The organism is Catenulispora sp. GP43, assembly GCF_041260665.1.
Classification (GTDB): domain Bacteria; phylum Actinomycetota; class Actinomycetes; order Streptomycetales; family Catenulisporaceae; genus Catenulispora.
Genome location: NZ_JBGCCT010000019.1, coordinates 207,525 through 227,894, shown reverse-complemented (window position 1 = coordinate 227,894; position 20,370 = coordinate 207,525). Strand labels below are relative to the sequence as shown.

At 69.9% G+C, this 20,370-nt stretch carries 15 protein-coding genes and 1 pseudogene; 7 read left to right on the top strand and 9 right to left on the bottom strand.

Annotated features, from left to right (window positions below; all coding sequences use genetic code 11):
* Nucleotides 1-264 precede the first annotated feature (264 nt).
* On the bottom strand, nucleotides 265-2,028 hold the full coding sequence (locus ABH926_RS33345; RefSeq protein WP_370369902.1) for a N,N-dimethylformamidase beta subunit family domain-containing protein: 1,764 nt from the start codon (nucleotides 2,026-2,028) through the stop codon (nucleotides 265-267).
* 110 nt (nucleotides 2,029-2,138) lie between these two features.
* Between ABH926_RS33345 and coaE the strand changes: the two genes are divergently transcribed.
* From coaE to ABH926_RS33325, 4 genes are all read left to right on the top strand, one after another.
* Entirely contained in the window at nucleotides 2,139-2,768 is a 630-nt protein-coding gene (coaE, locus tag ABH926_RS33340; RefSeq protein WP_370369901.1) for a dephospho-CoA kinase, read from the top strand.
* Nucleotides 2,769-2,777: 9 nt separating this feature from the next.
* Entirely contained in the window at nucleotides 2,778-3,791 is a 1,014-nt protein-coding gene (locus tag ABH926_RS33335; RefSeq protein ID WP_370369900.1) for a decaprenyl-phosphate phosphoribosyltransferase, read from the top strand.
* 71 nt (nucleotides 3,792-3,862) lie between these two features.
* Complete coding sequence (locus tag ABH926_RS33330) at nucleotides 3,863-5,257, top strand: FAD-binding protein (protein WP_370369899.1); 1,395 nt, start codon at nucleotides 3,863-3,865, stop codon at nucleotides 5,255-5,257.
* A gap of 58 nt (nucleotides 5,258-5,315) precedes the next feature.
* Nucleotides 5,316-6,071, top strand: coding sequence for a decaprenylphospho-beta-D-erythro-pentofuranosid-2-ulose 2-reductase (locus tag ABH926_RS33325; RefSeq protein ID WP_370369898.1), 756 nt, complete (start codon nucleotides 5,316-5,318; stop codon nucleotides 6,069-6,071).
* Between the two features lie 468 nt (nucleotides 6,072-6,539).
* Here the strand turns inward: ABH926_RS33325 and ABH926_RS33320 are convergent, their stop codons facing one another.
* Nucleotides 6,540-7,928 carry an LLM class flavin-dependent oxidoreductase gene (locus ABH926_RS33320; RefSeq protein WP_370369897.1) on the bottom strand — a complete coding sequence of 463 codons (1,389 nt, stop codon included), beginning with the start codon at nucleotides 7,926-7,928 and terminating at the stop codon, nucleotides 6,540-6,542.
* Nucleotides 7,929-8,048: 120 nt separating this feature from the next.
* A complete protein-coding gene (locus tag ABH926_RS33315) occupies nucleotides 8,049-8,132 on the bottom strand; it encodes a putative leader peptide (RefSeq protein WP_370369932.1) in 84 nt (27 codons plus the stop codon).
* 190 nt (nucleotides 8,133-8,322) lie between these two features.
* On the opposite strand from ABH926_RS33315, the pseudogene ABH926_RS33310 reads away from it, so the two are divergent.
* Nucleotides 8,323-8,823: pseudogene (locus ABH926_RS33310) on the top strand (cupin domain-containing protein).
* Here the strand turns inward: ABH926_RS33310 and ABH926_RS33305 are convergent.
* Nucleotides 8,808-9,395: a hypothetical protein gene (locus ABH926_RS33305; protein ID WP_370369896.1), complete on the bottom strand. Its 588-nt coding sequence runs from the start codon at nucleotides 9,393-9,395 to the stop codon at nucleotides 8,808-8,810. The pseudogene ABH926_RS33310 and the gene ABH926_RS33305 sit on opposite strands and share 16 nt — an antisense overlap.
* Before the next feature lie 553 nt (nucleotides 9,396-9,948).
* Here ABH926_RS33305 and lon point away from each other — a divergent pair.
* Nucleotides 9,949-12,453: an endopeptidase La gene (gene lon, locus ABH926_RS33300; protein WP_370369895.1), complete on the top strand. Its 2,505-nt coding sequence runs from the start codon at nucleotides 9,949-9,951 to the stop codon at nucleotides 12,451-12,453.
* A 91-nt stretch (nucleotides 12,454-12,544) separates the two neighbouring features.
* On the opposite strand, the gene ABH926_RS33295 is transcribed toward lon, so the two are convergent.
* The 3 genes from ABH926_RS33295 to ABH926_RS33285 form a co-directional block, all read right to left on the bottom strand.
* Complete coding sequence (locus ABH926_RS33295) at nucleotides 12,545-12,940, bottom strand: hypothetical protein (protein ID WP_370369894.1); 396 nt, start codon at nucleotides 12,938-12,940, stop codon at nucleotides 12,545-12,547.
* A gap of 82 nt (nucleotides 12,941-13,022) precedes the next feature.
* Nucleotides 13,023-13,406, bottom strand: coding sequence for an LD-carboxypeptidase (locus ABH926_RS33290; protein ID WP_370369892.1), 384 nt, complete (start codon nucleotides 13,404-13,406; stop codon nucleotides 13,023-13,025).
* A gap of 228 nt (nucleotides 13,407-13,634) precedes the next feature.
* Nucleotides 13,635-14,129 carry a hypothetical protein gene (locus ABH926_RS33285; RefSeq protein WP_370369891.1) on the bottom strand — a complete coding sequence of 165 codons (495 nt, stop codon included), beginning with the start codon at nucleotides 14,127-14,129 and terminating at the stop codon, nucleotides 13,635-13,637.
* A gap of 147 nt (nucleotides 14,130-14,276) precedes the next feature.
* Between ABH926_RS33285 and ABH926_RS33280 the strand changes: the two genes are divergently transcribed.
* The gene (locus ABH926_RS33280) at nucleotides 14,277-14,978 is read left to right on the top strand and encodes a zinc-binding dehydrogenase (protein ID WP_370369890.1); all 702 of its coding nucleotides are present in this window, start codon (nucleotides 14,277-14,279) and stop codon (nucleotides 14,976-14,978) included.
* Between the two features lie 94 nt (nucleotides 14,979-15,072).
* Here ABH926_RS33280 and ABH926_RS33275 read toward each other — a convergent pair whose 3' ends face one another.
* Together ABH926_RS33275 and ABH926_RS33270 are read right to left on the bottom strand one after the other, a co-directional pair.
* Complete coding sequence (locus tag ABH926_RS33275; RefSeq protein WP_370369931.1) at nucleotides 15,073-17,517, bottom strand: RICIN domain-containing protein; 2,445 nt, start codon at nucleotides 17,515-17,517, stop codon at nucleotides 15,073-15,075.
* A gap of 282 nt (nucleotides 17,518-17,799) precedes the next feature.
* Nucleotides 17,800-20,277, bottom strand: coding sequence for an RICIN domain-containing protein (locus tag ABH926_RS33270; protein ID WP_370369889.1), 2,478 nt, complete (start codon nucleotides 20,275-20,277; stop codon nucleotides 17,800-17,802).
* Between the last annotated feature and the right edge of the window lie 93 nt (nucleotides 20,278-20,370).

The following is a 20,370-nucleotide window of genomic DNA, read 5'->3' as shown; positions in this document are numbered from 1 at the left end:
GATCGGCCCCGAGCCGACGAAGACACCGGAACCGTGTGTATCTCCGGCTGAATCTGTACCTCCCGGTAAGGCGGCACCTCCCGGTGAAGCGGCCTCGGTGCTCACGCGACCGGAACCCGAGCCACCCCAGCCCCCGGCACCACGTCTGTCCGCACTCCCTGACTCCCGTTCTCCGCGCCGGCCAAGCACCGGGCTGGTGCCATCTTGGACCAGCCACCCGGGCCGGCCCGGCAGGCACGCGAAGCGGATTCCCGTGGCGCGGAGCTACCCCGCCGTCGGCTTGGGCGGGCCGATCCCGACGTCGCTCTGCGACACCGCCGTGGAGATCAGCGCCTGCGCGGTCGGCGCCGGCCGGTGCACCGACGGGTACCGCTTCCCGGCCGGGCCCTGCGCGTACACGCGCAGCACATTGTCCGTCATCTGGGCCAGCATCTTCCCCGTCGCCGGGTCGACCGGACGGTCCCCGCACATCTGTGCCATCTGGCAGTCCCAGTACGTCATCCCCCCGGCGAACACCCCGGCGCCGGACGGATCGGTGTAGTACGACATCGTCGCCATCGTCGACTGCCCGGAGAACACGATCGGCACCGCCGCGATCACGTCGATGTCCGGCGGCGTCGCCGCTATGTTCTTCACCGTGTCGTACTCGCCGGCGAGCGAGTTCTTCAGCACCTGGTCCTTGACGACCCCGGTCCCGGCGAAGATCCACGAGTCCGGCTGGAGCACCCGGAACGCCCCGCCGTTCGCACCGAGCTCCCCATAGGCCGGACCCACGATCGAGGCCTCCGGCATCTGCAGCTGAGGGGAGTCCCACAGCACGGTCGCCTGCGAGGGATCGGACTTGGCCAACGGATCCTCGTTCGCATAGCGGTAGACGACCATGCGCCGGTCCTGACCCGACGGAGCGGGCTCCAGACGCGCGTGCCAGTAGATCTCGTTCGCGCCGAAGAACGCGATGTTGGTGCCCTTGTCCCGCGCGTATAGCGCGGCGTCGTACATGCGCCGCGTCCAGTACTCGGAGTGTCCGCCGATCAGCAGCGCCTTGTGCGCGGCCACCTGGCTCGGCCGCTCGTCCACGTCTATGTCCGTGGTGTAGTCGACGTCCAGGCCGAGCTTCTCCGCCTCTTCCGCCAATGGGATGTCGTATAGGAACGGCGCGCGATAGCCGTCACCGTTGTACGGACGGTCGAAGGACGCCACCCGTGAACGGTCCGAACGCTTAGCGGACTGGTCCTTCGGCCCGTAGTAGAGGCTGTACCGTCCGTAGTTGTTGTACGCCTGATACGTGAGCACCGACGCCTGCAACAACAGCGGCGAACTCCCGGTGCCCGGCGCTCCGTTGCCCGCACTGTCGTCCCGGATGATCAACGGGATCGCGTCCCCGGCGTCGTCCGGCTTGGCGCGGACCACGAGCAGGTAGTAGCCCGGCGTCCAGGCGGGCGTGACCGGGATGCGCTCGGCGGCCGGCCACGAGGCCTCGACCGTGTACGTCGGCGCACCGGAGTACTTCACGGGACTCGCGGTGACCGGGACATGCGAGGCGCTCCACACCACCCGTCCGCCCGCGCCGCCGTACCAGCCCATCCGGTAGGCGGTGACGGAGGCCGAGGACACGTAGCCGGACAGGTGCAGGGTCAGGGTGTCCCCACAGGCCGCGCTCACCTTGTCCAGATACCCGGCGACCGTTGAGGTGTCCGCGTCGAAGCTGGACCGCCACGAGGAGTCACCGTGCTTGGCGTTCTCGATCTTGGACCAGCCGGCCGGTCGGACCGCCGTCGCGCACGGTGCGGAGGAAGGCATAGTGCGGTCCGCCGGGAGCTTCCCATAAGCGTTCGGCTGCTCCGGGGTCTGCGTCGTGACCTTCACCGGCGGCCCGGCGCTGACCACGGCCGGGGCCGCAGCCCCGGTGCAGCCATAGCCCAGAGCGAACACCGCGGCAGCGAATGCGGTGGAACCGGTGACGGTCAGCCAGCGCGGCATCCCCTTAGCGTTTCCCGTCGCGGCGTCCCGCGCAGCCGGCTCGTCCATTCGCTCCCGTCCGCTTCCGTTCCACACTGGTGACCCAAAACGTGCAGCGCCACGTTAGCCTTCTGAAGACGGCGCCCGCGAACAGACGACAGCCAGCCGAACGGAGCCCCATGCACAAGGACCAGCCGACCACGCTCAACGTCGGGCTGACCGGCGGCATCGGCTCGGGCAAGAGCGAAGTCCTCACCAGGCTCAAGGCCCGCGGCGCCACCGTGGTCGACGCGGACCTGGCCGCGCGCCGGGTGGTCGAACCCGGCACCGACGGATATGACGCGGTCGTCGCGGAGTTCGGTTCCGAGGTGGTCGGGCCCGACGGCGCGCTGGACCGGGCCAAGCTGGGCGCGATCGTGTTCGCCGACCCCGAGCGGCGGGCCGCGCTCAACGCGATCGTGCACCCGCGGGTCGGCGCGCTGATGGCCGAATGGGCGAATGCCGCCCCGGCCGGGGGCATCGTCGTCTACGATATTCCGCTGTTGGTCGAGGGTGGAGCGGACCGCGGCTACGCGGCCGTGATCGTCGTCGACGCCGACGATGAGGTCCGCTACGCGCGACTGCTCGCCAACCGCGGCATGTCCAGACAGGACGCGGCCGCGAGGATGGCGGCGCAGGCGACGCGGGCGGAACGGTTGGCGGCGGCGGATTACGTGATCGCGAACAACGGGTCGCTCGCAGACCTCGACCAGGAAACGGATCGGGTGTGGTCCGAACTGCTCACGCTCCGCGAATCAACCATCCGATAGGTTTGCCCGGTGACATCCATCCCCACGAAGCCCGCTGAGCCGCAAGCGCCCGGCAGCCAGACCACGACGGCGCCCACCGACTCCGCCGCCGCCGTCGATACCCAGGCCGACCTGCGCAAGCGCCCCCCCATGCCGGTCGCCCTGGTGCTCGCGGCGCGGCCGCGGCAGTGGGTCAAGAACGTGCTCGTCCTGGCCGCCCCGCTGGCCGCGGCCAAGCTCGGCCACGCCGATGTGCTGCGGACCTCCGCGATCGCCTTCGTCGCGTTCTGCTTCGCCGCCTCGTGCATCTACTTCATCAACGACGTCATGGACGTCGAGTCCGACCGGCGCCACCCCAAGAAGCGCTTCCGCCCGATCGCCGCCGGCTGGGTCCCGATCCCGCTGGCCGTGGTCTCCGGCATCGTGTGCGGCGTGATCGGCCTGGGCGTGGCGGCCATAGCGAACTGGACCACGGTCGGCGTGGTCGCCGTGTACATGGCGCTGCACATCGTGTACTCGATGTGGTTCAAGCACGTGCCGGTCCTGGACCTGGCCATGGTCGCCTCCGGCTTCCTGCTGCGCGCCATCGTCGGCGGCGTGGCGGCGAACCTGGAGCTGTCCCAGTGGTTCCTGCTGACCACCGGCTTCGGCTCGCTGTTCATGGTCGCCGGCAAGCGTTACTCGGAGATGGTGCTGATGGGGGAGGACGCCGCCTCCTCCCGCAAGTCGCTCCAGGAGTACTCGCAGACCTACCTGCGCTTCGTGTGGCAGGCCGCGGCGACCGTCACCATGGTCACCTACTCGCTGTGGGCCTTCCAGCTCGCCTCCACCCCCGACATCGCCCACAAGTCGGCCAAGCCGTGGCTGGAGATCTCGGTCATCCCCTGGGTCTTCATCTTCCTGCGCTACTCGATGTTCGTCGACACCGGCCGCGCCGGGGAGCCCGAGGACGTCGTCCTGAAGGACCGCGTCATCATGGGTATCGGGGCCGTGTGGCTCGTCGTGTTCGCCACCGGCGTGATCCTGGTCGGCGCGCGCGGCTGAGCCCGCAGGCCGCCCCGGCCCGGGCCGGGGCGGCGCACCGCAGTACCGAATGCCGAAATGAATATAGGGACGTGAGAGACGTGGCTGTGCCACAGCAGAGTTCGACCGGCACCGACGTGCACCCCGAGCGCCTCTACGGCTGGGGCATGACCAGCCCCTCGGTCGCCGACGTCGCCGACCCCACGGCGATCGACCAGCTCGCCGAGCTGGTCGCCGGCGCCGGCCCGCGCGGCGTCATCGCCCGGGGCCTGGGCCGCTCCTACGGCGACCCGGCCCAGAACGGCGGCGGCCGGGTGGTGCGCACCACCTCCCTGGACAAGATCCTCACCATCGACATCGAGAACGGGATCGTCACCGCCCAGGCCGGCGTCAGCCTGCACCAGCTGATGAACACGATGCTGCCGCTGGGCTGGTTCGTGCCGGTCACCCCCGGCACCCGCTACGTCACCGTCGGCGGCGCGATCGGCGCCGACATCCACGGCAAGAACCACCACAGCGCCGGCACCTTCTGCCAGCACGTGCTGTCCATGGACCTGCTCGGCGCCGACGGGCAGATCCGCACCCTCACCCCGGCCACCGAGCCCGAGCTGTTCTGGGCCACCGCCGGCGGCATGGGCCTGACCGGCATCGTCACCCAGGCCACCATCGCCTTCAAGAAGGTCGAGACGGCCCGCATCAAGGCCGACATCTGGCGCGCCCCGGACCTGGACGGCGTCCTGGCCGAACTGGCCGCCACCGACGAGAAGTACCCCTACACGGTGGCCTGGATCGACTGCCTGTCCACCGGCCGCAACCTCGGCCGCTCGGTCCTGACCTGCGGCGACTTCGCCAAGCTCGACGAGCTCCCGGCCAAGGTCCGCAAGGCCCCGCGCAAGTTCGCCCCGCTGTCCCTGGGCAAGGTTCCCCCGGTCCCGGTCAGCGGCCTGCTGAACAAGATGACCGGCCGCGCCTTCAACGAGATGTGGTTCCGCAAGGCGCCGGTCCGCAAGGAAGGCGTGATCCAGGGCGTCGGCGCCTTCTTCCACCCGCTGGACGGGATCATGGAGTGGAACCGCGTCTACGGCCCGGCGGGCTTCCTGCAGTGGCAGTTCGTGGTCCCCTTCGGCGCCGAGGACACCCTGCGGCGGATCGTCGAGCAGATCTCCGCGCACGGCGCCCCCGCGGCCCTGACCGTGCTCAAGCGCTTCGGCGAGGGCAGCCCCGGCTACCTGTCGTTCCCGAGCAAGGGCTGGACCCTGGCCCTGGACTTCCCGACCAACACCCCGGGCCTGGCCCAGCTGCTGGACGGCCTGGACGAGAAGGTGCTGGAGGCCGGCGGCCGCCTGTACCTGGCGAAGGACTCGCGGATGCGGCCGGAGCTGATGGCGGAGATGTACCCGCGCCTGGAGGCGTTCCGCAAGCTGCGGGCCGAGATCGACCCGCACCAGGTGTTCATGTCGGACCAGGCACGCCGCCTGCACCTGTAGAGGCCCAGGACGTAACGTCGCAGGGCCTTTGCAGCAACAACGGATTGGAACAACGGATATGAAGGACTCCCTGGGCGCGGCCCAGTCACTACTGGTGCTCGGCGGCTCCTCGGACATCGCCATGGCCACGGCCCGCAAGATGGCCGCCGCCCGCACCAAGAAGATCTTCCTGGCCGGCCGCCCCTCCCAGCGCCTGGAGGACAACGCCGCCGAACTGCGCAAGCTCGGCGCCGACGTCGACGTGGTCGCCTTCGACGCCGCCGCCACCGACGACCACGACAAGGTGCTGTCCCAGGTCTTCGCCGGCGGCGACATCGACGTGGTCCTGATGGCCTTCGGCGTCCTCGGCGACCAGACCGAGGACGAGAAGGACCCGGCCCGCGCCGCCGCCGTCGCCCACGTGAACTACACCGGCGCCGTCTCCAGCGGCATCGTCGTGGCCCAGGCGCTGAAGAAGCAGGGACACGGCGCCCTCGTGGTCCTGTCCTCGGTGGCCGGCGAGCGCGCCCGCAGGTCCAACTTCATCTACGGCTCCTCCAAGGCCGGCCTCGACGCCTTCGCCCAGGGCCTGGGCGACAGCCTGGTCGGCACCGGCGTGCACGTGATGGTCGTCCGCCCCGGCTTCGTCGACACGAAGATGACCCACGGCATGGAGAAGGCCCCGCTGGCCACCACCCCCGACGCGGTCGCCGACGCCATCATCACCGGCCTGCGCCGCGGCTCGCACACCGTCTGGGCCCCCGGCGCCTTCCGCTACGTGATGTCCGGCCTGCGCCACGTGCCGCGCCCGATCTTCCGCAAGCTCCCGCTGTAGCCACACCAGCACAACCACACCAGCACAGCCACGACGGCGCGCGCCGGGGAACCACTTCCCCGGCGCGCGCCGTGTTTCAGCGCCGCAGCAAGAGCCACTCGAAGCTGCTTGGGCTGACCAGCGAGGAGGACGCCGGACCGCTGCACGCCCTGGCACCGGGTACTACGACCCCGTATTAGTCCGACACGCGGTGACCGTGCGGCGGCCCACCCAGGAATTCGGCGCACCGCCGCTGAGCGTGAACTCCCGGCTTCAGGCTGCGGCGTGCGCGGTGAGCTACGGCCTGGTCAAACCGCCGGTGTGACCCCGATACCGGTATTCAGCCCGAAGGCGCCGGGGCGGCCGATCCTCCCACAGCTCAGCCACCCCGGCGGGTCCGCGTCCTGCCGGCAGTGTCAGGACGCGGAGTCTGTATTCAATACACCTGATTCAATACACCTGAATCGGTGGTTATTCAGAACACGATTGTTAGACGCGGGCCAGCGTCGGCCGCCGCACAGGAGCCGTCGCGCGCTCGGGGAAATGATCCTCCGGACGCTCCACCCCGAACCGCTCCCGCAATGTGCCCAGGTCGTACTCGGTGCGGAACAGACCTCGTCGTTGTAGCACCGGCACCACCTGGTCGACGAAAGAGGCCAGTCCGCCCGGCAGGATCGGCGGCGCGACGGTGAAGCCGTCGGCGGCCCCGGCCTGCGACCACTCCTGCATCGAGTCGGCGATCTGCTCGGGCGTGCCGACCACCGTGCGGTAGCCGCGTCCGCCGCTCAGGCGCGCGACGATCTGCCGGACCGTCAGCCGCTCCCGGATCGCCAGATCGGTGATCTGTATCGTCGACCAGGAGCCGGCGAATCGGTGGTCGGCCAGTTCCTCCTCGCGCGGCAGCAGCCCGGCGGGGATCGGCCGGTCGGGCTCGAGCCCCGCCACGTCGACGTCCAGCAGGTCCGACAGCTGGCTCACCCCGGGCTCCACCAGCTGCAACTCGCTCAGCTCCCGGGCCAGGCGCCGCGCCTCGGCCTCCGTGGAGCCGACGACCGGGGCGATGCCCGGCATGATGACCGGGACGTCCGCCTCCCGGCCGTAGGCGGCGGCCCGCGACTTCACCTCCAGCGCGAACGCCGCGGCGTCACCGAGGTTCTGCTGGGCGGTGAGAACCACTTCGGCGTAGCGCGCCGCGAACTCCTGGCCGACGGCCGAGGAGGCCGAGTGCACCAGCAGCGGCCAGCCCTGGGGCGTGCGCTGGACGTTCAGCGGTCCCCGGACCTTGAAGAACAGGCCGGTGTGCTCCACCTCGCGGATGCGCTCGGGGTCGGCGTAGCGGCCGGCGCGGCGGTCGTGCACGACGGCGTCGTCGGCCCAGCTGTCCCACAGCTGCGTGGTGACGTCCAGGAACTCCGCCGCGCGCTCGTAGCGCACCGCGCGCTCGACCGGCTCGTCCAGGTTGAAGTTCGCGGCCTCGGCCAGATCACCTCCGGCGGCCACGTTCCAGCCGGCGCGGCCGTGCGAGATGTGGTCCAGCGAGGCCAGGGTGCGCGCCAGGATGTAGGGCTCGTAGAAGGTGGTCGAGGCGGTGGCGATCAGGCCGATGTGCTCGGTGGCGGTGGCCAGCGCGGTCAGCAGCGTCAGCGGCTCCAGCCCGGCGGCCACGGTCGCGTCGGGCCGGCTGCGCACCGCCAGGCTGTCCCCGAGGAAGACGGCGTCGAACAACCCGCGCTCGGCGGTCCGGGCGAGCTCGATGTGGTAGTCGACGTCCAGGGCCCGGTGGCCCCCGCTGTCCGGATGGCGCCAGGCGGCGTCGTGGTGGCCGGGGGCGTGAAGGAATGCGTTCAGATGGAGCCGGCGTGGATTGCGTGCGGGCATGAGAGTGCTCCCCGGAATGGGATTCTTCGGTGGCGGAGAAAAATGGACTCCGAATATTTCGGAGGCAGAAACTAATGCCTCTGGAGGATGCCTCAAGCCCAGCTCAAGGGCGAAGCGGCCTCACCCGCACGCAGGACAGATCGCGCTCGCGGTCCGGCGCAGATCGACGTGACGGCGAGCCACGAGAATGGTGGCGCGTCTCATGTTCTGAGAATGACATCACAACTCAGTGAACGTCAATATCGCGGGATATCCGTCTCAGTATTCGGCGCGATTTCGCCGGTGCCTGCCGGTGCCTGCCGGTGCCCGGTGGGTGCTCGGCGGCGAGTGGCCCAGTCGCGCAGGCCATGATCGGCCCTACCTCCGCCCGGAAGCCGCCCGTAGTGTTCGGGCCATGACCTACCCCTCACCCCGCTACTTCGCCGACCGGGGCGAAGTCAGCGCCACCTTCCGCACCGCCGACGCCGACCCCGAGCTGAACATCGGCACCGCCTCACGCGTCAGCCTGCTGTCGACCGGCCAGAGCACCGAAGGCCGGTACGGCCTGTACCGCTGAGACATGCTCCCGGGAACACCGAAGCCGGCGGCCTCGTCAGGCCACTTCCACAAGACCTTCTCCGAGGCGTTCTTCATCCTGGACGGCAGCGTCGCCCTGTACGACGGCGACACCTGGCGCGAGGCGAGCGCGGGCGACTACCTGTTCGTGCCGCCCGGCGGCGTCCACAGCTTCGCCAACACCTCCGGCGAGGCGGCCTCGATGCTGGTGCTGTTCGCACCCGGCGCGCCGCGCGAGCCGTACTTCGAGGAACTGGCGGCGATCCGGGGCGAGGGGCGGCAGCTGTCGGAGCAGGAGTGGACCGAGCTTTACGCGCGGCACGATCAGTTCATGGCCTGAGGACCCAGCTCGCGAAGCTGCCGGACCGGCTCGGACTCCGGGCCGAAGGCGACGAAGACGTCGTCGGTGGCCAGGCGGAACCGGTCATCCGGCGTGAGGCCGGCAAGCACGCCGACACCGATCCACACCTGCCCCTTCGCCGTACGAAGACGGATCGCCAGCGGAACGACGGCCGCCGAATGCGGCTCGTCCGTCAGCCACTGGATCGTCGAGGACTCAATCGGCTCCGACACGATCCCGGCCCACGCCGGATTCCCCGTGAGCGCGCACCGTGCCGTCGTACCCCCGTTCTCGGTGGTGCGCACATGATCGGTGATCGGCGAGCGGTACAGCTCGATCCCGTAGTAGTCGAAGGTGTGGTCCCAGACCGCCGAGTACTTCTCGCCGTCGGCCATCAGCAGCTCGACGCCCATCGTCGGCTCGTGCCAGCCGCCGCGGTCCCAGTCCTCGGGCTCGGTGCCGTCCTCGCCACCGCACAGCACGAAGTAGTCGACGCCGACGATCATCTGTCCGGCCAATCCCGCGACGAGTCGTTCGTACTCCCGCGCCGCCTCGGCCACCGTTCTCCCCATCACTCCATCGTGTTCGGCCCCGCGCTGCGCTGCCACCGATAACCCCTTAGCGCCTTGGTTTGCCGGCGCGCAGTGGCTTCGGGGTCGGTCCGGTCGGCGAAGCCGCCGCAGAAACAGGGATGGACGTCGACGTGGATGAGCGTTCCGCCAGGTCGCAGAACTCTTGTGGCTTCGGCGACGACCCTGTGCGAAGCCCGGCATATCGGTGTGCACCATGACCGCGATCACCGCGTCGAGGGTATGCGTTCCGACAGGGAGGTGCTCAGCGTTGGCCTGGGCGGCGAGGAACTCCGCCTCGTACCAGTCGGCGATCGCGTCGTAAGCGGCAGGTGTGGAGTGCGGCATGCCTTCAACCCAGTCGGATGCTGCGTTCCGGTTATCGGCCGTTGCGCTCCGGGCGATCGCCCCATCGCCTCGAAAGGCCTCCTGACCAGCCGGAATCCCATCCCATCCCGTCGATCGCTCACAGCGAACAGCTCCCCGGGAACACCAGTCGGCTCACAGACATTGAGTGAGTCAGACTCAACTTACTTCTTGTAGGGAGCCACAGCGAATGAGTGAGAACATGACCGGCGCGACCAAGGCCTTCCCGGTCATCCCGCTGGACGACGCCGTCGTCCTGCCGGGCATGGTCGTGCCGCTGGATTTGTCCGACTCCGAGACCCGCGCGGCCGTCGACGCCGCCGCCAACGGCCCCACCCGCGGGGGCAAGCCGCAGGTGCTGCTCGTGCCGCGGCTGGACGGCACCTACGCCAAGTCCGGCGTGGTGGGCATCATCGAGCAGACCGGCCGGATGGCCGGCTCCGGGCGCATGGTCGCCGTCGTGCGCGGCACCAACCGGGCCACCATCGGCGTCGGGACCACCGGTCCCGGTGCCGCCCTGTGGGTCGAGGCGATCGTGCTCGAGGAGCCGCCGATCACCGCCAAGACCCGCGAGCTGGCCAAGGAGTACAAGGACCTGGCCATCCAGATCCTGCAGCACCGCGAGGCCTTCCAGGTCGTCGACATGGTGCAGCAGATCTCCGACCCCTCGCAGCTGGCCGACTCCGCCGGCTACGCCCCGTACCTGAAGGCCGTGCAGAAGGTCGAGCTGCTGGAGACGCTCAGCGTCGACGAGCGGCTGGAGAAGCTGCTGACCTGGGGCCGCGAACACCTGGTGGAACTGGACGTCAGCGAGACCATCCGCAAGGACGTCGAGGACGGCCTGGAGAAGCAGCAGCGCGAATTTCTGCTCCGCCGCCAGCTCTCCGCGATCCGCAAGGAACTGGCCGAGCTCGACGGCAAGGAGGCCTCCGAGGAGGAGGACTACCGCTCCCGCGTCGAGACCGCTGACCTTCCCGACAAGGTCCGCGAGGCGGCGCTGAAGGAAGTGGACAAGCTGGAGCGCTCCGGGGACCAGAACCCCGAGGCCGGCTGGATCCGCACCTGGCTGGACACCGTCCTGGAGATGCCCTGGAGCGAGCGCTCCGAGGACTCCTACGACATCGCCGGCGCCCGCGCCGTCCTGGACGCCGACCACGCCGGCCTGGACGACGTCAAGGAGCGCATCGTCGAGTACCTGGCCGTGCGAAAGAAGCGGCAGGACAAGGGCCTGGAGCTGGTCGGCGGCCGTCGCTCCGGCGCGGTGCTGGCCCTGGTCGGCCCGCCCGGCGTCGGCAAGACCAGCCTCGGGGAGTCCGTGGCGCGCGCCATGGGCCGCAAGTTCGTCCGCGTCGCCCTGGGCGGCGTGCGCGACGAGGCGGAGATCCGCGGTCACCGGCGTACCTACGTCGGCGCGCTGCCGGGCCGCATCGTCCGGGCGATCAAGGACGCCGGCACGATGAACCCGGTCGTGCTGCTCGACGAGATCGACAAGGTCGGCGCCGACTACCGCGGCGACCCGACGGCGGCCCTGCTGGAGGTCTTGGACCCGGCGCAGAACCACACGTTCCGCGACCACTACCTGGAGGTCGAGCTCGACCTGTCGGACGTGGTGTTCCTGGCCACGGCCAACGTCCTGGAGTCCATCCCCGGCCCGCTGCTGGACCGCATGGAGCTGGTGCGCCTGGACGGCTACACCGAGGACGAGAAGGTCCTGATCGCCCGCGACCACCTGCTGCCGCGCCAGATCGACCGCGCCGGGCTGTCCGTCGACGAGGTGGAGTTCGACGACGAGGCGCTGCGGCTGCTGGCCCAGCAGTACACGCGGGAAGCCGGTGTGCGCGACCTGGAGCGCGCCATCTCCCGGGTGCTGCGCAAGGTCGCGGCGAAGACGGCCCTGGCCGACTCCGAAGCCGCCGCCAAAAGCCAGACGCCGGTTCTGGATCAGGACACTGCGGACGCTTCCACCGACGCACCGGCTTCGGCCGAGGCCGAGGTGAAGGACTCTGCGGTCGCCCCCGAGGGTTCGAAGGCCAAGCTCACCATCACGGTCGAGAACCTGAAGGACTACCTGGGCCGTCCCCGCCACACCCCCGAGACCGCCGACCGCCTGGCCGTGCCGGGCGTGGCGACGGGCCTGGCGGTGACCGGCGCCGGCGGCGAGGTCCTGTTCGTCGAGGCCTCGCTGTCCGACCCGGAGACCGGCGGCACCGGCGTGACCCTGACCGGCCAGCTGGGCGACGTGATGAAGGAGTCGGCGCAGATCGCGCTGAGCTACCTGCGCTCGCACGGCGCCGAGCTGGAGCTGCCGGTGGCCGACCTCAGCAAGCGCGCGGTGCACGTCCACGTGCCGGCCGGGGCCCAGCCCAAGGACGGCCCGAGCGCCGGCGTCACGATGACCACCGCGCTGGCCTCGCTGCTGAGCGGCCGCCTGGTCCGCAAGGACGTGGCGATGACCGGTGAGGTGTCCCTGACCGGCCGGGTCCTGCCGATCGGTGGCGTGAAGCAGAAGCTGCTGGCCGCGCACCAGGCCGGTGCCACGACCGTGCTGCTGCCCAAGCGCAACGGCCCCGACCTGGACGACGTCCCGGCCGAGGTGCTGGACAAGCTGACCGTGCACCTGGTCGGCGACGTGCGCGAGGTCCTGGACCTCGCCCTGGAGCCCGCGGAGCGCCCTGTCGCTGTGGCTGCCGTCTAGGCGATTCCGCGAGTAAAACCGAAGCCCTGGACCGATCCCCTCCGGTCCAGGGCTTCGGCATGCCCAGCCACGTCGTACTACCGCGGACGCATTACCGCGGGTGCACTACTGCGGGTTCGAGAAGCGACAGCGTCCGCTGCCCGGCGTCCAGACCCACGCGCACGCCGACCGGCATCGGCAGATTAGGCCCGGCATGCCCGACCTCGACGTTGCCCAGCACCGGGATGTCACGCTCGCCGAGCACGTCCAGGACGATCTCCCGCAACGTCGGCGATGCTCCGGGCCCGAGCCCGGCGACCCCCTGCGGAACACCGACGACCATGCCCGCGATCCGATCGAGGATGCCGGCATGCCGCATCACCTGCAGGTAGCTCCACACGTACGAGGACAGCCCGCCCAACTCCTCCCAGAACAGCACAGCCCCATCGAACGCTTCGAGCGGCAGCGCGAAACCCGTCGCCTGCACCAACGCGATGCGGTTGATCACCCCGCCGATCAACCGCCCCTCGGCACGACCAGCACGCCAGCACTCCCACGACGCACTCACAGGCAGCGCACCAACGGCCTCCTCATCGGTCAGCAGCCCGAAGTAGAGCCGCTCCAGCTCGGCCTGCCGGGCGGCGGTCGCCGACTGCCAATGCCCCCCGGAAGCCCGGCGCGGCCATGTCGGCATGGAACCCGACCAGGCCGGTGCGGGCGTACATCGCCAGATGCAGCAGCGAGAGGTCGCTGTAGCCGAGGATCGGCTTGGGATCGGCCCGGATCGCCTCGACATCGATCAGGTCGAGGTAGCAGACCACCGTCTGACCGCCGTCACTGGCGACGATCGCCCGCACCTCGGGATCACGCAGCAGAGCATTGAGCTCCCCGGCGATCTCCGCCGGAGCGGCAGCGCTCCACCAACGGCTCCGTCCTACCTCCAGCAGCGGAGCCCGGCGCACACGGAACCCCATCCATCCGTTCGAGCACGACCACCGCCTGCCCGACATTGGGCTCGTATTCGGCCGGCAGCGGGCCGGACAGTGCTGCGACGACCACCAGGTCCCCGGGTTTCAGAGCACGTGGTCGAAGCACATGGGGCAATGCGGAACCAGTCATCGCGTCAGTCTCGCTGGCCCACCGGCCAAGGTCACCTGACTTTGAACGGCGTTCCCATCCGAGCTACATACGAGGCGAAAAACCTAGGCCGGCGCATGAAAGTCGTCGCGAGCGGCCCGCGCAAGGAGACCCCCACCGCCAGCCGGTCCGGGCACCTTCACGCCGAGCCGCCGCCTACGCTGCGCCCGCCGCCCGCCGCCCGCCGCCCGCCGCCCGCCGCCCGCCGCCCGCCGCCCGCCGCCCGCCGCCCGCCGCCCACCTGCGCTCACCGCCCGTCGCCTGCGTACGCCGCGCGTCGCCCGCGCATGCTGCCGCCTGCCGCCTGCTGCCTGCCGCCTGCCGCGCCCGGGCCGGCCGCCGCCTGCTGCCGGGCGTACGCTGCCCCGCCATTGCGGCCCCGAGTTGAGTCGAAACGACCGCCAAATCTCCCGCACGCCCAGCATGCGGTCCAGCAGCGCGGTCAGCCGCCGGACCTCGCCCGCCGTCAGGGCACCGGTCAGCGGCGTGAGCGCCTCGGCGACCTCGGCGGCGCCGATCGCGGCCAGCTCCGCGCCCTGTGCCGCCAGCTGCACGTCCACGGCCCGGCCGTCCAGCGCGTTCGGTGAGCGTTCGAGCAGGCCTCGCTTGACCGCCCGGTCGACAGGCCTGAGACGCTCGACTAGTCCAGCCCCAGGTAGCGCGCCAAATCGGTGACCCGCACGCGCCGGTCGCGCAGGATGCCGCGGGTGCGTTCCCAGGCGAACGGCTCGCACTACACCAGCACCGGCGAGCTCCCGCTCGTGCCCGCCCCCGTCGTCGTAGCAGCGGGGATGAACCCGGCGATGTGCGCCTGGGTCGCGCTGCGCCGGCGCATCGAATTCCAGGCCGGCCAGGACGTGCTGATCCTCGGCGCCACCGGCGCCACCGGCAGCTCCGGGCGGATGGCCGTGCGCATCGCGAAGCTCTTCGGCGCGAACCGGGTCGTGGCCGCCGGCCGGGACCCGCGGGCCCTGGCCGAGCTGCCCGCGCTCGGCGCCACCGAGACCGTGCGGCTGGGCACCGAGCAGACCGCCGAGCAGCTCGCGAAGGCCGCCTCGGAGACGGACGTCGTGATCGACTACGTGTGGGGCCAGCCCGCCGTCGACGCCCTTGTTGCCCTGGTGACCCGCCGCGAAGACCCCCGCAAGCCGCTGACCTGGATCGAGATCGGCTCGACGGCCGGCCCCACCGCCGCCATCCCGTCAGCGGCGCTGCGCGCGGTCCGGCTCCAGTTCGTCGGCAGCGGCCAGGGATCCATCGGCCCCCGCGAATACCTCGCGGAGCTGCCGGCGCTCGCCGACGGACTCACCTCCGGCGGCCTGCCCGTCGAGGCCCGGACCGTCCCGCTGGCCGACGTCGAAGAGGCCTGGGCCGAGGAATCGGCGCGGCGCATCGTGTTCGTGCCCTGAACATCATGCGGATGCAACACTTCGCGCGGCCCGGAAAACGCCGGGGCCGCCGCGAGGAATCCCCACGGCGGCCCCAGCTCTGAGCTGCTGTCGACTAGCTCAGCGTCCACTGCTGAAGCGCCGACCCGGTGTCCGCCTCCTGCGTCACCAGCGCGCCGGCGCTCGACGAGGCCGCGGTCATCAGCAGACCCGTGTGGTTGTTCTTCAACGTCCACAACCCCGACGGCAACTGCGTCGCCCTCCAACGCTGGTTCACCGCACTGGTGCACGACCACTGGATCACCGCGGTGCCCGGCGCCGTGTTACCTCCGTTGTCGTCCGCGCACATCCCCGAGTCGCCGTTCGTCAGGGTGTAGCTGCCGTCCGACTGCCGCGTGAAGGTCCACTGGCTCGTGGCACCGCTCGCAGCGCCGGTCACCAGCTGGTCGCCGCCGTTCTTCGAACCGTTCGGCGTCTGCAGCGCCTGCCCCGCCACCGTCAGCGTGTGCACGCCGGACAGGTCCACCGGCCTCGGGCTCACCGCGTAGGTGAACGTGGCGCTCGCCGAGGCGTGTCCCGAAGAGGCGGTCACCGTAACTGGGGACGTCCCCATTTCCGTCGGCGTGCCGCTGATCAGGCCGCTGGCGGCGTCGATCGACAGGCCCGCGGGCAGGCCGGTCGCCGAGTAGCTCAGTGCCTTGCCCTTGGAGTCGCTGCCGTTGACCTGCACGCTCACCGCAGTGCCGACCACGCCGCTCTGGTTCCCCGGTGTTAGCACATGTACTACCTCCGGGCCCTGCGCCGGATGCGCCGGCGTGAACGTCAGCGTCTGCTCCGAGGGCTGCCGGCCGCCGCCGACCGCGCTGCCGGAGGTGTCGGTCCACGACCGCACCGGCGTGGTCTCCGCCGAGCGCGAGGAGTCCCACGCCATGCCCAGCGCCAGACCGCTGTCCCGGTTCACCAGGCGGTACGACCCCGGCGAGGACGTGTCCGGCACCGCGAACCACTCCTGGCCCACGCTCGGCCCCGACGCGCCGATCGGGGTCGCCGACGGCGCCGTGCCCCAAGCCCGCGAAGCTGTCTTCGAGGAGTCCACCCCGAGAGCGTCCCCGGTCACCGTGTTCACAACGGTGTACGAACCGTCACCGGTCGGCGCGATCGTCCACGCCGCCTGCGCCCAGCCGTAGTACGCGTCCAGCGACGTCACCTGCGAGCTGCCCGCGCTCTGCGCCAGCACCCGGCCGTTCCCGCTGTTGATGACCACGTTCTGCCCCCGTGCTACCACCGGCTTGGCCGGCGCCGAGGAACCGATCGTGACGTCCGCGTACTCCCCGTCCGAGGTCGCACACGCGATCGAACAGTAGGAGCGGAAGGTCTTGCCGACGATCGTCGGGCTCCACTTGTTCGCGGTGTCCGCGAACCACCGGTACCAGGACCCCGACACGTAGCTGCCCGAGTCGCCGATCAGATGCCACTTCTGCGTCGCCAGGTTGTCCGTGGCGTAGAACTGCTGCGGCTCTTTGCCGGTCTGCCCGACCGTCTCCGGCTCGCCGATGTACAGGCCCAGGTAGGCGTCGTAGGTGATGTTCATGATGAACAGCGGCGACTTGGTCGGCAGCGTGCCCGCGGCCATCTGCTGGTCGGCGGTCCCTGTGTTGGCCGGGTTGTAGTCGTGGCTCGGGGCGGTATAGCCGGTCGGGTTCGCGGCGTCCACCGGCTCCATGTTGCTCTCCAGCCCGCCGATGCCGGGCTGCGACCAGCTGCCGTTGTACCACTTCTGCCAGGTCCCGGCGGCCATCTTGCCGCTGATCGGGGCGCGTGCGACGTGCGCCAGGCCGCCGTTCTGCGTGCCCTTGGTGCCCGGCTTGTTGACGACGCGGGAGCCGTAGAACACGTAGAAGTAGCCGGACGCCGGGTCCACGAACAGGCGCTGGTCGCCGTCGCCGTAGTCGTACGTCTGGTTGGGGAAGGCCTTGGTGTCGTTGCGCGTGGTGCTGTACGGCGAGGTGATCGCGTGCCCGAGGATCGACCAGGTCTTGCCCTTGTCGTGCGAGACGGCGTAGTCGATGGCGTCGTAGTGCAGGCCGTCGCCGAAGGGCTGCGGTGTGAACTCGTTGTGCACCAGGCCGTACCAGTCACCGGTGTCGGGGTCGACCCAGGTGCCGGACAGGTCGCAGTAGTTGCGCTGCGAGTAGTAGCCGGTGCCGTTGTTCATGTACGTCGACTCCAGCCCGGTCGGGCTGTTGTTGCAGCGCCAGGTGGTGTCGTTGTTGGCGTCCTGGGAGTTGGCCGGGTTCACGGCGTTGCTCAGGCCGGTGTCCAGCGTGGCGTCGTCGAAGTTCGTCCCGCTGTAGAACTCCCAGGCGCGCGGGTCGGTCTTGGCGTACAGCGAGTACGACTCCTGGAAGTGGAACGAGCCGTCGGTGTCGAGGTAGGCCGACGCCGGGGTGTCGTCCGGGTAGGCGAAGCTGTTCACCGCGCCGATGGTGATCTGGTACGAGGGATTCGCGCCGGCTGCTCCGGACGCGGCCGACGCCTGGCCCGAAGGCAGCAGCGCCATGGCCGCGACCGCCGCGACGGCGGTGGTCACGGCGAGGGATTTGCGCGGTTGGGGCCCAGTTTTGCGCGGGTGGTGCACATTGCGCGGGTGTCGCACAGGTACTCCGTTCAGCTCTGAACGTTCATCCGGTGGTACCTGACGGTTATCTCGCAAGAACGAGCAGACAGTCGAGCATTCTCAAGCAGAATCCAAGCCGCCTTGAGAAAAGTGCAGGCGCCCGGATCGGCATGGATCCGAGCGCCCGCACGGCTTTTCAGCTCTGTGTCGACCTCCCGCCGGAGATCAGGAGATCGTCCACTGCTGAAGTGTCGAACCGGTGTTCGTCTGCTGCGTCACCAGCGCGCCGTTCGACGTCGAGGCCGTGGTCACCAGCAGGCCGCTGTTCACGTTCGTCAGCGTGTACGCCCCGCTGGGCAGCCGCGCCGCAGTCCAGTGCTGGTTGCTGTTGCCGGTGCAGGTCCACTGGATCACCGACGTCCCCGGGGTCGTGAAACCGCCGTTGTCGTCCATACACAGCTGCGACTGCTGGTTCTGGATCTGATAGGAGCCGTCCGACTGCTGCGTGAAGACCCAGTTCTGGTTCGACCCGCCGTTCGGCGCCCAGGTGATCAGCTGCGTCCCGGCGGTCGTGGAGTGGTTCGGATCGTCCAGCGCCTGCCCCGAGGCGGTCAGCGTGTGCGTCCCGGTCAGGTTCACCGCCGCCGGGCTCACGGTCCAGGTGAACGTCGTCGAACCGCTCGCGCTCCCCGACGAGGCGGTCACCGTAACTGGGGACGTCCCCGTTTGGCTCGGCGTGCCGGAGATCAGGCCCGAGGAGCTGATCGACAGCCCGGCCGGCAGACCGGTCGCGGAGTACGTCAGGGCGTTGTTCTTGCTGTCCGAGGCCGTGATCTGCAAAGAGGCTGCCGTGTTCACCGTCGTGGTCTGCGTCCCGGGGTTCGCCACGGTCACCGTCTCGGCGCCGGAGGACGTCGCCGGTGTGAACGCCAGCGTCTGCTCCGCCGCGGTCCGGCCGCCGCCGACGCCGCTGCCCGAGGTGTCGGTCCAGGCGCGCGTCGGCGTCGTCTCGGCCAACCGCGAGGTGTTCGACGACAGTGCCAACACCAGGCCGCTGTACCTGTTGACCAGCTTGTAGCTGCCGCTCGCGCCGGAGACCGGCACGATCCACCACTGCTGCCCCACGCTGCCGGTCCCGCCGGACAGCGCCGTCGCGGTCGGGGCGGTGCCCCAGGCGCGGCTGGAGGTCGCCGATGAGTTGACGCCGAGCGCCTGGCCGGTGGAGGAGTTGGTGATGCGGTAGGAACCGTCGCCGTTCGCGGTGAACTTCCACGCCTCCAGCGCCGAGCCGGTCGCCGCGGCGTCGGACGTGGTCGCCGAGCTGCCCGAGACCTGGGCCAGCACGCGGCCCGCGGAGGTGCCGATGGTGTACGTCTTCGTGGTGTCCATCGGCGGCTGGGCCGGGGCGGTGGAGTCGATCGTCTCGTTGGTGAACAGCGAGCCGGCGTTGTTCACACAGGCCACCGAGCAGTACGCGCGGAACGACTTGCCGACGATGGTCGGGTTCCACTTGTCGCCGCTGTCGGCGAACCAGCGGTACCAGGACCCCTGGGTGTAGGACGATCCGGAGTCCCCGACGTAGTACCACTTCTGGGTCGACAGGTCGTCGGTGACGTAGTACTGCTGCGGCAGGGTGCCGGAGACGACTTCGGGGGTGCCGACGTACAGGCCGAGGTAGGCGTCGTAGGTGATGTTCATGATGAACAGCGGCGACTTCGAGGGCAGCTCGCCGGCCGCCACCTGCTGGTCCACGGTCCCGGTGTTGGCCGGGTTGTAGTCGTTGGCCACGGGCGTGTACCCGTTGGGGTTCGTGGAGTCGACCGGCTCCATGTTGCTCTCCAGGCCGCCCACGCCCGGCTGGGACCAGCTGCCGTTGTACCACTTCTGCCAGGTCCCGGTCGCCATCTTGCCGCTGATCGGGGCCCGGGCGACGTGCGCCAGCCCGCCGGTGCTGCCGCCGACGCCGCCCTTGGGGACGACACGCGAGCCGTAGTAGACGTAGAAGTAGCCCGACGCGGTGTCCACGTACAGGCGCTGGTCGCCGTCGCCGTAGTAGTACGTCTGGTTCGGGAACGCGGTCGTGTCGTCGCGCGTGGTGCTGTACGGCGAGGTGATCGCGTGGCCCTCGATCTTCCAGGTCATGCCCCGGTCGGTGGACACGGCGTAGTCGATGGCGTCGTAGTGCAGGCCGTCGCCGAAGGGCTGCGGTGTGAACTCGTTATGCACCAGGCCGACCCAGTTCCCGGTGTCGGGGTCCACCCACATGCCGATCAGGTCGCAGAAGTTCGGCTGGGTGTAGCCCGAGCCGGACCCGGCGCTGGTCGCGGACAGGCCGGTCGGGCTGTTGTCGCAGCGCCAGGTGGTGTTGTTGTTCGCGTCCTGGGAGTTGGCGGGGTTGACCGAGTTGCTGATCGTCGAGTTCAGGCTGTAGCTGTCGAAGTCGCTGCCGGAGTAGAACTGCCAGACCCGGCTTTCGGTCGAGCCGTAGCCCGAGTACGACTCCTGGAAGTAGAACGTGCCGTCCCGGTCGACGAACGCGCCGGCGGGGGAGTCGGACTGTGCGGAGAACGTTCCGTTGGAGCCGATCGAGACCGTGTAGGTGGCACTTGGGGGCGTGGCTGACGCGCTGCCCGGTGTCAGTATGCCGACGCAGGCCAGCGCGCCGCCGGCGAGGGTCGCCAGCAGGGTTTTGCGGAGTCTCACAGGTACTCCTCTCGAGGGGTGGGGATGCCCGAGAGTTATCTCTCACCGGCGGTCACGAGTCGAGCGTTTCCAAGCAGAATCCAAGGTGGGCCC

Bases quoted from the DNA above. Each gene is read 5' to 3' on its own strand.
- ABH926_RS33320 (WP_370369897.1), bottom strand. From the start codon at position 7,928: ATGCCCGCACGCAATCCACGCCGGCTCCATCTGAACGCATTCCTTCAC.
- coaE (WP_370369901.1), top strand. From the start codon at position 2,139: ATGCACAAGGACCAGCCGACCACGCTCAACGTCGGGCTGACCGGCGGC.
- ABH926_RS33290 (WP_370369892.1), bottom strand. From the start codon at position 13,406: ATGGGGTTCCGTGTGCGCCGGGCTCCGCTGCTGGAGGTAGGACGGAGC.
- ABH926_RS33345 (WP_370369902.1), bottom strand. From the start codon at position 2,028: ATGGACGAGCCGGCTGCGCGGGACGCCGCGACGGGAAACGCTAAGGGG.
- ABH926_RS33325 (WP_370369898.1), top strand. From the start codon at position 5,316: ATGAAGGACTCCCTGGGCGCGGCCCAGTCACTACTGGTGCTCGGCGGC.
- ABH926_RS33275 (WP_370369931.1), bottom strand. From the start codon at position 17,517: ATGGCGCTGCTGCCTTCGGGCCAGGCGTCGGCCGCGTCCGGAGCAGCC.
- ABH926_RS33315 (WP_370369932.1), bottom strand. From the start codon at position 8,132: ATGAGACGCGCCACCATTCTCGTGGCTCGCCGTCACGTCGATCTGCGC.
- lon (WP_370369895.1), top strand. From the start codon at position 9,949: ATGAGTGAGAACATGACCGGCGCGACCAAGGCCTTCCCGGTCATCCCG.
- ABH926_RS33305 (WP_370369896.1), bottom strand. From the start codon at position 9,395: ATGGGGAGAACGGTGGCCGAGGCGGCGCGGGAGTACGAACGACTCGTC.